Raw genomic sequence first — 13,563 nt, 5'->3', positions numbered from 1 at the left:
CTGGGTATAATAGGAAGTTGATGAGCCGGACAAATGATTCCACGGGCCCGAACACGGGATGGACCCCATCAGCGGAATCACGGTTAATCAGGTTAACTCAGCGCCTCAAACTGCCGCAGGAACCGCATGTCGTTCTCCGTAAACAGCCGCAGGTCCTTAATCTGGTACTTGAGCATGGCGATGCGCTCAATGCCCATGCCCCAGGCGTAGCCGGAGTATTTTTCGGGGTCGATTTTGGCGTTTTCGAGCACGGCGGGGTCCACCATGCCGCAGCCGCCGATTTCGACCCAGCCCGAATACTTGCAGATGTTGCAGCCCGCGCCCTTGCAAATCAGGCAGGTGATGTCAATCTCCGCGCTGGGCTCGGTGAAGGGGAAGAAGCTGGGGCGGAAGCGGATGTTGATATCGGCCCCGAACAGCTCCTGCACGAAGTAGTACACCGTTTGCTTGAGGTCGGCGAAGCTCACGCCTTCGTCAATGAAAATGCCCTCCACCTGATGAAACATCATGTGCGCCCGCGCCGAAATGGCCTCGTTGCGGAACACCCGGCCCGGCATCACCCGGCGGATGGGCAGCGGCTCGGTTTCCATCACGCGCACCTGCACCGTGCTGGTGTGGGTTCTGAGCAATGAGTGAGTGGGTGAATGAGTGGCTGAGTGAATGGATGGTGCGTCGCTTGGGCCCTCCGGCGCTTCACTCATTCGCTCATTCACCGAGTTACTCATTACAAAAAACGTGTCCTGCATGTCCCGCGCCGGGTGGTTTTCGGGGAAGTTGAGGGCGGTGAAGTTGTGCCAGTCGTCCTCAATTTCGGGCCCCTCGGCTACGGCAAAGCCGATGCGGGCGAATACGCGCAGCATTTCTTCGCGCACCAGCATTAGCGGGTGGCGGGTACCCAGCGCATTGGGTACGGGGGGCAGGGTATAGTCGAAATCGGGATTGGCGGGGGTGTTGTCGGCAGCGGCTTCGGCAGCCTGCTGGGCGGCGTCGAAATGGGCCTGGGCCTGCTGCTTGAGGGCATTGAGCTGCTGGCCAACGGCGCGCTTCTCTTCAGCGGGCACCGTTTTTAGCTGGTCGAACAAGTCAGCCAGCCGGCCCTTGCGGCCGAGGTAATTAATGCGAAACGCATCGAGGGCCGCCGCGTTATTCAGCTCGGCCGTTGTAATTTCGGCCGCAAGTGCGGCAATTAATTCCTGCATCATAGGCTGCAAAGTTACGGCAAGGGACGGGCCCTGGCCGAACGATTCGCAAACACATTCAGTTAACTTGCCCAGTATTCATCTACGTAAATTATCCGCCATGAAAAGTGCGTTGTTTTTTCTGCTAATTACCGGGGGGCTTGTTACTTCCGCCTCCGCCCAGGGCGGCTGGGACGCACCCAGCGGGTGGGATACGCCCAAAAAGAGCCCGGCTAAAAAAACGACCAAGAGCAGCGCGTCGCAGGCCGCCGGTCAGAAATCCCTCCAGAACGGCGGGGCCGCCGCTGCTCCCGCACCTGAAATGTCGGCCGCGGCACCCGAAGCCACTGCTGCGCCAGCGCCAGCCGCCGCCGGTTTTGGCGGCGGTGGGGGTTCCTCCGCTGCCACCGGTGGCCTGGGTATTTCGGTGGCTCCCGGCACGCCGGTGCAGCTCCGGGGTGGCCGCAGCGTGATGGCCGATGAGGCCGCCGCCGTGCGTGAGCGGCGCACCAACCGCAAAGTGCGTCGCCCCAAGCCCTGGCCCCCGCGTCCCATCGAAGTAGCCGTAGCAGCCCCCGCGCCCGCCCCGGCCGCCGTGCCCGCCCCGGCCCCCGCATCCACCGAAGGTGCCGAAATGAGCGCCACCGGCACCAAAGCCTCCGGTGGTGCTGCCGCTAAAACCGCGACGGCTAAGTCGAAAAACGCCACTAAGGCACCCGCTGGCAAGGCTCCGGCCGCCAAGAAAAAAGCACCCGAACCCATGGGTTGGTAGTCCGGCCGCCGCTGCCAGCCAGCGGCCGATGGCCTAACTTGTTTTAAAAAGTGATGCAAGCCTGCCGGCTCCGTGAAAACCGGGGTCGGCAGGCTTTTTTTAGGCTTGTTGAAAAATTGGCGAATGGATATTGGCGAACGGATAACTGCTGTTACGCACTCTCATTGTTAAAGCGCCTCGGGGGATGTAGCGCGGACTTTGCAGTCCGCGAGTCAGCGCCGTTATAACCACTAAACGGTGCTGACTCGCGGACTACAAAGTCCGCGCTACACTTTACTTCGTAACATCAGCGGATAAATAAGCGAAATCGAAAATTGGCACACTTTTCGATTTGTACCCTCACAACTCCGAAATAAACGTGTTTTTCCAATCTTCAATTCAGCCTTCAGCCATGGTTCGCTCCTTCCTTACTCTCGCCCTGTCCATGTTCCTGCTGGCTGAAGCCAGTGCTCAGACTGCTCCCGTTGCCGTTACCACCAAAAAGACGACCACTAAATCGGTGAAAGTCGCGGCCCGCAAGGCCAAGAAAGCCCGCCGCGTAGCCCTGAAAACGGTGCCCGCCGCGGCCCTCGCCAACGATGGCTGGCCTCCCCTCGAAGAGCAGACGGCCGTAGCCTCGGCCAACACCGCTGCCAACGGCGGCTGGGAGGCTGGCGCGCCCGCTGCCAGCTCGCGCGGCGAAATTGACAATGCCAACGTGTACGCTGCCCCCGGCATGCCCATTCACATCCGGACCACCAACGCGCCCGTGCCCTACAGCGTGCGCCCGCCCCGCAAGCCCGCCAGCACCCAAACCACGCTCGGCAACTAAGCACCGGGCATTCCGCCAAACCTGATGCGGGGTACGCCTCGTAATTTGCATCGGCTTCCGTTATTCGCCAATAGCCATTTCCGGCCGTTACGCGTATGATGGGAGCCGATTCGCCGTTGACGCTGGCGCGTAGGCCACCGCTGTATCATTCGTATCTGTTCCCAATCCTCCGCTATTATGCTCCGGTATCTTTTCGCTTCGTTGCTGCTCGTTACCTTTATGGTGGCTGATGCCAGCGCCCAAACCAGGCCCCGCGCGGCCCGCAAAAAAATCGCGCCTTATTCCACTCGCGGTGCGCGCAAGGCCCCGAACATCAACCCGCATACCGGCAAGCCCTACGGAGCCGGCGTGTCGCAGGATATCAAAGACGGCACGGCCTATTTGGCTCCCGGCGTGCCCATGCGTAAGCAGGTAGGCTACAACAATAACGGTGGTTACAACGATAACCGCCCGCGCCGCCCTTCCTATAAAAAGCCCGCCAACAGTTCGCTAAACCGGGATAACACGATGCCGGTAGCGCCGGGCAAAACGAAGGTTAAGGTGAAAGTCAAGTAGCAGGTAGAGCTTGCTATAACGGCCAAAGCCAAACGTAAAAAAAACGGTCATGCTGAGCGAAGTCGAAGCATCTCTACCGCAATACTAATATTTGATTAGTTGCGCGGTAGAGATGCTTCGACTTCGCTCAGCATGACGTTCGATTTTGTGCCCCTTGGGGCAAAATTCTGCCGCTTTGCTACTCGGCAGCCACGGCCTCGTAATACAGCGTGCTGCAATTCTCGGGGCGGAGAATGCTCTGGGCGGCGGCGCGCACGTCGGCTACGGTCACGGCCTGAATGCGGCGGCTTTCGTCGTTCACCAGGTTGGCGTCGCCCTGCAGCTTGCTGTAGGCCAGGTTAAGGGCCCGGTTCAGCAGGTCGATTTCGCCAAAGACCAGGCTGCTTTCGGCTTGGTTTTTTACTTTCTCCAGCTCCTGAGCATCCACGTCTTCGGCCAGAAACTCGGCTACCACGGCTTCGATGGCGGCATCGGCAGCCTTCAAGTCCACGCCCTCGTTCAGCTTGCCGCTGATGACGAGCAGGCCGGGGTCGAGCGAGCCGGTGAGGGAAGCCGAAATATTGTTGAACAGGGCCTGCTCTTTCACCAGGCGCTGGTGCAGGCGGGCCGACTTGCCCCGGCCCAGCACGTCGCTGAGCAGGTCTACCGCGTGGTAGCCTTCATCGCTGCGCGCGGGCATGTGGTAGGCTTTGTAGAGGGCGCTCAGGGGCACGGGGGCGCTGGCGGCGAGGTGCCGCGCTTCGGTCTGGGCCGGCTCGGTGGGCAGCTGGCGCTGGTAGGCCGGGCCGCCGGGAATGGGCCCGAACCACTTCTCAGCCAAGCGGCGCACGTCGGCTTCGCTCACGGCCCCGGCCACTACCAGAATGGCGTTCTGGGGGGCGTAGTGTTTCTGGAAAAAGCCGCGCACGTCGTCCATCACCGCGTTTTCGATGTGCGAAATCTCCTTGCCGATGGTGTTCCACTGGTAGGGATGGGTGCGGTAGGCGAGGGGCTTGAGCTGGAGCCACACGTCGCCGTAGGGCTGATTGAGGTAGCTCTGCTTGAACTCCTCCACTACCACTTTGCGCTGCACTTCGAGGCCATTTTCGGAGAAAGCCAGGTTCAGCATCCGGTCGCTTTCGAGCCAGAAGCCGGTTTCGAGGTTAGCCGCCGGCAGCGAGAGGTAGTAGTTGGTGACGTCGGAGGAGGTGAAGGCGTTGTTTTCGCCGCCCACGCGCTGCAGGGGCTCGTCGTAGCTGGCAATATTGACCGAGCCCGAGAACATCAGGTGCTCAAACAAGTGGGCAAAGCCGGTGTGCCCGGCGTCCTCATCGCGCGAGCCCACGTCGTACATCACGTTGAGCACGGCCATGGGCGTGCTGAAATCTTCGTGCACGATGCAGCGCAGGCCGTTATCGAGGGTGAATTCTGAAAATTGAATCATGAAGCAAAGATGGCGAAATAGAGGAGCCGGAAACAAGCCCGATGGGGCGGCCCGCTAGCAATACAGGCCGGCGGGGCCGAAAGTTACCGGCGAGCCTCCAGCCGCAGGGTCACGCACGAATCCGTTTGCAGCTCCACGCGGGTGCGGTACTCCTGCTCCCAGCGGTGGCGCAGGGCGGCCCCGCACACCACCACCCGCTCTCCGACCCCCGCACTGTCGTGGATTGCGGCCGGCGGCACCCGCCGGATGCGGTGGCCAAAGCGCATTTCCGCCGCCATGCGGTAGAATACCGGGCTGTCGTTGAACGTGGTGTCCCCGGCCAGCAGGTACGCCCGCAGTGTGGGCACGGCCTGGGCCTGGTGGCGCAGGTGGGTGCCGAGCCGCAGTGCCGGCACGTTGTAGCGCGCGTCGTAGACCCGCGCCAGGGCCCGGCACTGGGCCCAGTACGGCAGCGCCGCTATCAGCGCCAAAGCTGCCAGCCGCCCCGCGGGGCCCGGCCGCCAGTGCTGCTGCGCCGCCACGGCGCGGGCCATCTGGAGCAGGCCGCTGGCTGCCAGCAGCGCCAGCAGCGGGTACATGGGGGCGTCGTACCACGGCAGCTTGGTTTGGGTAAGGGCCAGCACCAGCATAAAGGTGCCCGCCACGCACACCACCAGCCGGGCCAGGTATCGGCCGGGGCTGCCCGCAGGCAGCCGCCACCCCAGCAGGCCGCCCAGCAGCGCCGGCACCAGCCAGTACATGAACTTTGTCTCCATCCAGTTCACCACGTAATACCACCATTCCGTGAGGTGCCCTTCCAGCTGGTTGGCCGCTGGCCCGCCGAGCTCAAAGTCCCACACGGCCTGCAGGTAGCCCGGCCCGGCGTGCTCGCGCACCACATACCACGTGGCCATGCCCGCAACTAAGCCCAGTAGCGCCAGCCAGGGCGCCGGCCGCCGCAGTCGTTGGCCCTGGCCCAGCGCAAAAGTGGCCAGCACCAACCCCGGCCCGAACAGCATCCCCGCCACGCCTTTGGTGAAAGCCGCCAAAAAGAAGAATGCCCCCGCCTGCCAGGCGTGGCGCGGGCGGCCCTCGGCTAAATAACGCAGCCAGGCCAGCGTGCCCAGCGTGGTCCAGAGTGTGAGAAAGGCGTCGAAATCCCCGGTGCGGGTCACGTGCAGGCTGATGTAGCCCCCCGAAGTGAGCAGGATGAGCGCGGCCAGCAGGCCGCCTTCCCACCCGCCCAGCCACCGCCGCCCGGCCTGGAAAACCGCCAGCACGGTGGCCAGCGCCGCCAGCGCGGCCGGCAGGCGCAAGCCCAGCTCGCCGGGCCCCAGCAGCCGGAAGCTGAGCGACAGCAGCCAGGGCCACAGCGGCGGCTTGCAGTTCCACAGGTCGGGCAGCTGGTCGCCGTCGCGCATTATCAGCCACTCGTGGTTGCGCACAATGTTCAGGCCATTGAGCCCCGTGCGAGCTTCGTCCCACTGCTGCACCGGGTGGCTGGTCAGGAGCCAGAACAGCGGCAGGTAAGCCAAGGCCACAACGAGCAGCACGAGACCAATGCGTCCGTACAAAGCCCGGGAAGGAGTGAGCGACATATCAGAAGGGCAGCAGCCCGGAAAAGAGAAATTTTTGGGCCGAGTTAACGTTACGCCGACAAGTTAATCTGCCAAAGTAGCGTTAAGCAGTCGTTCAAAAGCAAACGGGTTATTAGTTGCTCGTTGTTAGTTGTCAGTCAGCTGATTGCCATTTTGCTAACAACTGACAACTAATGACTAACAACTTAAAAGGGGCGAAAAGGGGCGCAGGCAAAGCGGAAAGGCCAAGTGGATGGAGTTTTATTTCCGTGTGGCATCACACCGGTACGCCGGCCACGGTGTGGAGCTGTTTCCGCATGCTTGGGAAAGGCCGTGTCGGCTGAGCTTGCCTTGGTCGCCGAAACAGATGCTTCAGGAGGAGCGCAAGGCCCTTGCGGCCAGGGGGTTCGTCACGCGGTCCATATTGTACAGCACGTTTAGTAAAGGCGTGCTGAAATAGTCGTGCAATGCGGCGCAGGGCGTTATCGACCAGCATAGAGGACGAAAAACTGCCAATGAATAAAAGGTAGAATGGCATTCTTCCACGACCCATTCCGCAGTTGGTGCTTCGCCCCTAAAAAGCTGCCCGCACGCCCAGCTGCCACACGCGGGCTACGGGGTACACGCTGGCATCCTGGCCGGCGTAGAGCGGGGCGGCCCCGCCGCTGCTTACGTTGGGGTCGAAACCGCGGTAGTTGCCGGTCACGAACAGGTTCTGGCCGCCCACCCACACGCTGATTTTACGCGGGCCGGTGGGGAGTACGTCGTAGCTGATGGTGAGCTGCGAGAGGCGCACATGGTTGCCGTTGGCCAGGGCCTGGTTGCTGAGGTAAGGCGATGGATTGGTGCCGGGCCGGGGCACGGAGGTATTCTGATTGCCGTGAGTCCAGTAATTGAGGGCGCGGGCCGAGCTGTTTTCAAAGCCCGAGGGGTCGTCCAGGTATCGGAGCGTCTGGTTCAGAATCTGGTAGCCAAACAAGCCGTCGAGCTGCGCTTCCAGCTGAAAACGGCGCAGGCGCAGCTGCTGATACACGTTGAGGGTGTAGCGGGGCAGGCCGCTGCCCTGGTAGTAGCCATCGCCGAAGCCGGTTCTCCCATCGCCGTTGCGGTCGCGGAAGCGGACCTGGCCGGCGAGGGGCGAGCCAACGGGATAGGTGCCGTTCTGCTCAAACACGAAGAAGCGGCTCAGGGGCTGGCCCTTTTCCAGCACGTTGAAGGGGGCGTTGGCGAAGAAAAGGTCGGTGTCCTCGACCTCGTTGCGGTTGGTGGCGGCGGCTAGCTGCGTGGTGCCGCTGACGCTGCCCGCCTGCCAGGTGCTGCCCAGCGTCAGCTCCAGGCCTTGGTTCAGTAGCTTCACGTCGGGGAATAGGCTACGCCTCTGGCCATTGGGAAGCTCGTAAGGCAGCACGGTTTGGGCGTGGCGGGTGCGGCGCTGGTAGGCCGCTGCTTCCAGGGTGAGGCGGCCGCCGAGCAGGCCCAGGCGCAGGCCGGCATCGTGGTGGGTGGTGCGGTCGGGCGAGAAAAAGGTGCTGGTCTGGCCCGCGCCGGCCCAAAGGGTGAGGTCGCTCAACGAAGTGGCTCCGGCCAGAAAAGCTTCTTTATTGGCATGCCAACTCAGCTGGCCACCGGGCAGCCAGTGCGAATTGTCGGCAAGGTTGCCGGTGCCGAAAACCATTTCGGCCCGTAGCGAGCCCTGCACTTCGTACCGCCCGTCGTAGGTATAAACGAAGCTGGCCGAAGGGCTGTGAATGGCGTTGCCCTTCTCCTCAACCCGAAAAAAGCTGGAGCTAAAAGGCGTTTGCATGCGATACTCCAGCTTGCGCTCGTACTGCTGGCGCAGGTAGGTGAGGGTGGTGATGAGGGCGTGCCGGTTGGCGAACGTGTGTTGGTAGTGGAGCACGGCATTGGCAACCCAATTGTGCTGGTTGGTGGTGCTGGCCGCAGTTTCGACGACGTTTGGCACCGGCGCTAGAAAGTTCTCGGGCGCGTAGCCCAGCTCCCGGGTATCGGCCTGCTCGCGGCTGCCGCGCATGGTTAGCATCAGTTCGGGACTAAACTCATAGGTGGCGCTGAGCTGGGCCAGCAGGCGGCGGGTGCGCGGGGTGTTGTAGAAAAAAGTTACTTGTTCGAGTGGGTTGGGGACGGGGTCGGCGTTATGGGCCGATGCTACCGGAATTCCCACCAAGGCATTTTGCAGCAGTGGTCGCCCGTCGAATTCAGTGCCGGCGTAGCGTTGGTCGGTCTGGCTGGCACTGGCCCGCAGCCCGAGGCTGAGCTTGCTGGTGAGCTGTTGGTCGAGGTTGGCGCGCAGCTGGTAGCGGTTCAGGTCGGAGCCGATTACCACGCCGGTTTGGCGCAGGTAGTCGGCGGCCACGTAGTAGCGGGTGCGGCGGGCGAGGCCGTCGATGCTCAGGTTGTGGCTCTGAATGCCGGCCACGCGAAACACCCGGTCCTGCCAGTCGGTCTCGCCCAGGCTGGCCAGGTCGGTAGGGGAGTAGGGGGCCGGCCGGCCGTTGGTAGAAGCGGCCTCGTTTGCAATGCCCGCAAACTGGCGGGCATTGAGCAGGGCATAGCGCTGGCGCACCTGCTGCACGCCGCCCCAGCCAGCGTAGCGCACCCGCAGCGGCTGGGGCGCGGTGCGGCCGTCGGCTCCGCGCCTGGTCGTGATGAGGATAACGCCGTTGGTGCCCTGCATGCCATAGCGGGCCGTGGCTGCCGCGCCCTTCACTACCTCAATCGTGCTAATATCATCCACCGGAATATCCAATAAGGGGTTGGCCGTGGGCGTATGTGGGGTGCGGTTTGTGTTGGAGTTGCTGCTGAAAAATGAGCTGGCACCATCCCACTTTTCCGGCGTCACGTCGGTATTGTAAGCGGGCACCCCGTCGACCACGTACAGCGGCTGGCTGCTGCCCGTCACGTTGGCCACGCCCCGGATACGTACAGTACTCCACGCTCCGGGCGCGCCGGAGTAGGGCGTCACCTGCACCCCAGCCACCCGGCTGAGCATGGGTTGAATGGTGGTGAAGGCTGGGAGCGGCGAGTCTGGGGTAGTAGTTACGCTGGTGGCCGGGCAGCTCGTCAAATGTGAGTGAGCAGCACGGAGACTATCCGTGGCTGGGGTCGCAAGCGAATCAATCTGCTGAGCCTTTGTGGCGGTGGTAGCTGCCAGAAGCAGAATGCCAGCGGGTAGAAGTCGGGCCATATAAAAGTGGAATGGGCAAGGAAAAGCGGCTACGAAGATAGATGCCCGGCCGCAGCCGGATTTTATACTTCTGTTAGTGCAATGGCTTTGTTTACACCTCAACCGTTCTCCAACTAATCTTCCCGAAGTAATTTACTTGCCGGCCGCCGGATAAATCGTGGTGGCGAGCACTAGGCCAAACCAACGGGTGAAGCCTTCGCGTCGGTTTTCTGCTTCCAAATAGGTGCCCTGATTGGTGTAGGCAACCGGATAGCCGTAATCATAAGACGGCGTGAGCGGGGCGTGAACGCGCAGGCCTAGTGTGGTTTCGTAGCGGTGCCAGGGCAGCAGACGTACCTCCGCACCCAGCAGCAGCGTAAGCTCGGCTCGGCGCGGATAATAGGCCGCGTCGGAAGTCGGGGAGCCGAGCCGAAGCGTAGGGCCAGCCCCCACCAGCAGGTGGGCGCGGCTATTGGGCGCGCCGGTGCGCAGGCAAATTGGGACAAACAGTCGCCATTGGGTCAGCGTCTGAGGGCGGAAATTGGGGGATGGACTCGATTGCTGGTAATCGACGCGCACCGACTGATTTTCTGCCAATGCTTCGAGTGCCAGACTGGCTTTTGGGCCAGCAAAGTAGCGGGTGGCCAGCAAGCTGGCCATTGCCCCGGTGTAGGTCTGGCGATAGTCGTGGCGGCCGTTACCATAGGGGGTTGAACCCGGCCCAACCCCAATGCGAATGCCCCAGCCCCATTGCGAAGCCGGCGCGCTGGTTGGGGCCTGAGCACCGGCGGAGCTAGCTGCTAACAGCCCGGACAATACAAAAAATAAGGCAATGAGGCGCATAAGAGCAGAGTAGAACAACTTGGAAGGAAACCAAATATAGGCCCGCCCCGCCCGCTACCTTTGCCGCTCCCAACCCACCCGCTACACTCCATGACTTTCGACCGCCACGACCACTCCAACGAAACCCTCCTGCACCTCTACCAGCACCTGCTGCGCCCCCGGCTGATTGAGGAAAAAATGTTGATTCTGCTGCGCCAGGGCAAAGTGAGCAAGTGGTTTTCGGGCATCGGGCAGGAGGCCATTTCGGTAGGCAGCACCCTGGCCCTGGAGGCCGACGAGTACATTTTGCCGCTGCACCGCAACCTGGGCGTGTTCACGGGGCGCGGGGTGCCGCTAGGCCGCCTGTTTGCGCAGTGGCAGGGCAAGCGCACCGGCTACACCAAGGGCCGCGACCGCAGCTTCCACTTCGGCACCAACGAGCACCACATTGTGGGCATGATTTCGCACCTCGGGCCGCAGCTGGCCGTGGCTGGCGGCATCGCCCTGGCCGATTTGCTCGATAAAAAGCCCAAGGTCACGCTAACGTATTCCGGTGACGGCGGGGCCAGCGAAGGCGACTTCCACGAGGCCCTGAACGTGGCTGCCGTGTGGCAGCTGCCCGTCATTTTCATGATTGAAAACAATGGCTACGGCCTGAGCACGCCCAGCAACGAGCAGTTCCGCTTCAAATCCTTCGTCGACAAAGGCCCGGCCTACGGCATGGAAGCCGTGCAGGTAGACGGCAACAACGTGCTGGAAGTGTATTCGATGGTGAAAAAACTAGCCGAGGACCTGCGCCAAAACCCGCGCCCCGTGCTGGTAGAGGCCCTCACCTTCCGGATGCGCGGCCACGAAGAAGCCAGCGGCACCAAGTACGTGCCCCAGAGCCTGATGGAAGAATGGGCCGCTAAAGACCCGGTGGAGAACTACGAAAAGTGGCTCATCGCCGAAGGCATCCTCACCGAAACCGCCCGGCACAGCATCCGCGAAACCATCAAAGCCGCCATCGAAGCCGGCCTGCAGGAAGCCGATGCCGAGCCCATGCCGGTGGCCGATATCGCGGAGGAAATCGCGGACATGTACGCACCATTGGTGCCTGGTGCTCAGAGCTTGGTGCTTGGCTCGTCGAATACTGGTACCGAAAACCAAGCACCAAGCACTAAGCACCAAGCACCAAGCAGAGAAATTCGCTTCATCGACGCCATTCAGGAGGGCCTGAAGCAGAGCATGCAGCGCTACCCCGACCTCGTGCTCATGGGCCAGGACATTGCCGACTACGGCGGGGTGTTCAAAATCACGGAGGGCTTCGTGGCCGAATTCGGCAAGGCGCGGGTGCGCAATACGCCCTTGTGCGAGTCGGCCATCGTGGGCGTGGGGCTGGGCCTGAGCATTAAGGGCAAGAAAAGCATGGTCGAGATGCAGTTTGCCGATTTCGTGACCTGCGGCTTCAACCAGATTGTGAATAACCTGGCCAAAAGCCACTACCGCTGGGGCCAGAACGCCGACGTGGTGGTGCGCATGCCCACCGGCGCGGGCTCGGCCGCCGGCCCCTTCCACAGCCAGAGCAACGAGGCGTGGTTCACGCATGTGCCCGGCCTGAAAGTGGTGTACCCCAGCAACCCGCACGATGCCAAGGGCCTGCTCTGCGCCGCCCTCGAAGACCCCAACCCGGTCCTGTATTTCGAGCACAAAATGCTCTATCGCAGTCTCTCCGGCCCGGTGCCGGAAGCATACTACACCACGCCCATCGGCCAGGCCGCGCTGGCCGCCGAGGGCGACGAGCTGAGCATCATCACCTACGGCATGGGCGTGCGCTGGGCCCTGCAAGTGTGCCAGGATTTGGGCGTATCGGCCGATATTCTCGACCTACGCACCCTGCTGCCCTGGGACCAGGAAGCGGTGCGCAAAACGGTGGCGAAAAACGGCCGCGTCATCGTGCTGCACGAAGACACGATGACCGGCGGCATTGGCGGCGAAATCGCTGCCTGGATTGGGGAGAACTGCTTCGAGCACCTCGATGCGCCCGTGCGCCGGGTGGCCTCGCTGGATACCGCTATTCCCTTTGCCCCGCCGCTGGAAGCCGCCTTCCTGCCCCAGCAGCGCCTGCGCGAACAGGTACTGGCGATGCGGCAGTACTAGAACGTGTACCCCGAAATTTCATTTCGGCACCGGCGCACGACTGGTAGGCCAGCCGTGCTGACGGGCCGAAATGAAATTTCGGGGTACACGTTTGGTTACAACTTTACCGCGCGTCGGGTTGGCGTGGTTTTCGCGCCGGCTGCTCGTACCTTTCCTTACTTACTTTCTGATTACGCACGTTTTACGGTGAGCTATTGTCTGCCTTCTGTTGTTCTTCGGGCCCTGCTGGCGGTGCTGCTGGTGGCGGGCCTGGGGGGCTGTACCATTTTCCATCCCTACCGGCTGCCCACGCCCAAGCCATCGCCCGAGTTCAAGGCCCAGCAAAAGGCGGCTGAGGACCGTAAAAAGGCCGGCGGTAAAGAATCGGGCGGCCTGTTCAAGAAAAAAACAGCCGCTTCCGAAGAAGCTGCTACCGACGTATCGACGCCTTCGGGAGCCGCCACCGCGGCGGTGCCGACGGAAGAGGCGGCCCGAACCTTGCCCGAACGCCCCACGGTGCGCTACGACAAGCAGGGACTGATGAAAAAGCCCAAGCTGATGCGTCGCCGCGTCAACAAAACGTCGAAGCCTTTCCGCCCCTGGCAATCTATCCGCAGTTTTTTCAAGTTCGGCCTTCATGCAAAACCCAACTACAGCCCCGACCACCGGCCCGCGCCCAAGCAGCCCGGCACCGCACCCGCCGATGCCCTGCCCGATGAAGCCATGCCCACTCCCGCCCCCGATGCCGGACCTACGGGCAAGCCGTAGCGGCCTGCTGGGCCTGGGGCTACTATTCGCCGCGTTGCTGGCCAGCCCCGCCGCCCAGGCCCAGATTGCGCGCGAAAAACCCGCGCAGGTGAAGGCCGCCAACCGCCGCGCCCTGCGCGAAGCCCAGCGCACCGAATCGCCCTACAAAGACAGCCACCTCGATGTGACGCCCGACCGCCTGCGGCGCGGGGCCAGCACCCAGCCCGCCCCCGTGGGCAGCGACGAGTTTCATTACAAAAACGGCAACTCTCCCAACGACAAGCCACCCGGTTTCCTGGGCCTGCGGCATAAGAAAGATGCCCTGAAAGACGGGCGCAAAAAGCCGCCGGAAAAAAAATGAGCTGTTCCCCGGGAATCAACTGGTAGCTGCCGGTTG

At 62.4% G+C, this 13,563-nt stretch carries 11 protein-coding genes; 6 read left to right on the top strand and 5 right to left on the bottom strand.

The window, feature by feature from the left end; translation table 11 throughout:
• Positions 1–92: 92 nt before the first annotated feature.
• Positions 93–1,199 (bottom strand): phenylalanine--tRNA ligase subunit alpha, encoded by a 1,107-nt coding sequence (pheS, locus tag ABD819_RS14265; RefSeq protein ID WP_425554004.1) that lies wholly within the window; start codon positions 1,197–1,199, stop codon positions 93–95.
• Between the two features lie 100 nt (positions 1,200–1,299).
• Here pheS and ABD819_RS14260 point away from each other — a divergent pair, with 100 nt between their 5' ends.
• The 3 genes from ABD819_RS14260 to ABD819_RS14250 all read left to right on the top strand — a co-directional run bounded on the left by ABD819_RS14260 (position 1,300) and on the right by ABD819_RS14250 (position 3,316).
• Positions 1,300–1,950: a hypothetical protein gene (locus tag ABD819_RS14260; protein ID WP_345125409.1), complete on the top strand. Its 651-nt coding sequence runs from the start codon at positions 1,300–1,302 to the stop codon at positions 1,948–1,950.
• Positions 1,951–2,341: 391 nt separating this feature from the next.
• The gene (locus ABD819_RS14255) at positions 2,342–2,761 is read left to right on the top strand and encodes a hypothetical protein (RefSeq protein WP_345125407.1); all 420 of its coding nucleotides are present in this window, start codon (positions 2,342–2,344) and stop codon (positions 2,759–2,761) included.
• Between the two features lie 177 nt (positions 2,762–2,938).
• The gene (locus tag ABD819_RS14250) at positions 2,939–3,316 is read left to right on the top strand and encodes a hypothetical protein (RefSeq protein ID WP_345125406.1); all 378 of its coding nucleotides are present in this window, start codon (positions 2,939–2,941) and stop codon (positions 3,314–3,316) included.
• Positions 3,317–3,494: 178 nt separating this feature from the next.
• Here the strand turns inward: ABD819_RS14250 and ABD819_RS14245 are convergent, their stop codons facing one another.
• The 4 genes from ABD819_RS14245 to ABD819_RS14230 form a co-directional block, all read right to left on the bottom strand.
• Positions 3,495–4,739 carry a M16 family metallopeptidase gene (locus ABD819_RS14245; protein ID WP_345125404.1) on the bottom strand — a complete coding sequence of 415 codons (1,245 nt, stop codon included), beginning with the start codon at positions 4,737–4,739 and terminating at the stop codon, positions 3,495–3,497.
• An 83-nt stretch (positions 4,740–4,822) separates the two neighbouring features.
• Positions 4,823–6,316 (bottom strand): ArnT family glycosyltransferase, encoded by a 1,494-nt coding sequence (locus ABD819_RS14240; protein ID WP_345125403.1) that lies wholly within the window; start codon positions 6,314–6,316, stop codon positions 4,823–4,825.
• Between the two features lie 553 nt (positions 6,317–6,869).
• Positions 6,870–9,500: a TonB-dependent receptor plug domain-containing protein gene (locus ABD819_RS14235; RefSeq protein WP_345125401.1), complete on the bottom strand. Its 2,631-nt coding sequence runs from the start codon at positions 9,498–9,500 to the stop codon at positions 6,870–6,872.
• 132 nt (positions 9,501–9,632) lie between these two features.
• Positions 9,633–10,322, bottom strand: coding sequence for a hypothetical protein (locus ABD819_RS14230; RefSeq protein WP_345125400.1), 690 nt, complete (start codon positions 10,320–10,322; stop codon positions 9,633–9,635).
• Between the two features lie 90 nt (positions 10,323–10,412).
• Here ABD819_RS14230 and ABD819_RS14225 point away from each other — a divergent pair, with 90 nt between their 5' ends.
• From ABD819_RS14225 to ABD819_RS14215, 3 genes are all read left to right on the top strand, one after another.
• Positions 10,413–12,440 carry an alpha-ketoacid dehydrogenase subunit alpha/beta gene (locus tag ABD819_RS14225; RefSeq protein ID WP_345125398.1) on the top strand — a complete coding sequence of 676 codons (2,028 nt, stop codon included), beginning with the start codon at positions 10,413–10,415 and terminating at the stop codon, positions 12,438–12,440.
• A gap of 186 nt (positions 12,441–12,626) precedes the next feature.
• Positions 12,627–13,187: a hypothetical protein gene (locus ABD819_RS14220; protein ID WP_345125396.1), complete on the top strand. Its 561-nt coding sequence runs from the start codon at positions 12,627–12,629 to the stop codon at positions 13,185–13,187.
• Positions 13,162–13,527, top strand: a complete 366-nt coding sequence (locus ABD819_RS14215; protein ID WP_345125393.1) for a hypothetical protein — start codon at positions 13,162–13,164, stop codon at positions 13,525–13,527. Before ABD819_RS14220 ends, ABD819_RS14215 begins: the two co-directional genes overlap by 26 nt.
• The last annotated feature ends 36 nt before the right edge of the window (positions 13,528–13,563 follow it).

Source organism: Hymenobacter antarcticus, from assembly GCF_039539545.1.
Classification (GTDB): Bacteria; Bacteroidota; Bacteroidia; order Cytophagales; family Hymenobacteraceae; genus Hymenobacter; species Hymenobacter antarcticus.
Note: the sequence above shows the minus strand (reverse complement) of the source record. Positions and strands in the feature narration are given on the sequence as shown.

Coding starts and splice junctions, on each gene's coding strand:
- ABD819_RS14215 (WP_345125393.1), top strand. CDS start 13,162: ATGCCGGACCTACGGGCAAGCCGTAGCGGCCTGCTGGGCCTGGGGCTA.
- ABD819_RS14230 (WP_345125400.1), bottom strand. CDS start 10,322: ATGCGCCTCATTGCCTTATTTTTTGTATTGTCCGGGCTGTTAGCAGCT.
- ABD819_RS14255 (WP_345125407.1), top strand. CDS start 2,342: ATGGTTCGCTCCTTCCTTACTCTCGCCCTGTCCATGTTCCTGCTGGCT.
- ABD819_RS14250 (WP_345125406.1), top strand. CDS start 2,939: ATGCTCCGGTATCTTTTCGCTTCGTTGCTGCTCGTTACCTTTATGGTG.
- ABD819_RS14235 (WP_345125401.1), bottom strand. CDS start 9,500: ATGGCCCGACTTCTACCCGCTGGCATTCTGCTTCTGGCAGCTACCACC.
- pheS (WP_425554004.1), bottom strand. CDS start 1,199: ATGCAGGAATTAATTGCCGCACTTGCGGCCGAAATTACAACGGCCGAG.
- ABD819_RS14245 (WP_345125404.1), bottom strand. CDS start 4,739: ATGATTCAATTTTCAGAATTCACCCTCGATAACGGCCTGCGCTGCATC.
- ABD819_RS14225 (WP_345125398.1), top strand. CDS start 10,413: ATGACTTTCGACCGCCACGACCACTCCAACGAAACCCTCCTGCACCTC.
- ABD819_RS14260 (WP_345125409.1), top strand. CDS start 1,300: ATGAAAAGTGCGTTGTTTTTTCTGCTAATTACCGGGGGGCTTGTTACT.
- ABD819_RS14240 (WP_345125403.1), bottom strand. CDS start 6,316: ATGTCGCTCACTCCTTCCCGGGCTTTGTACGGACGCATTGGTCTCGTG.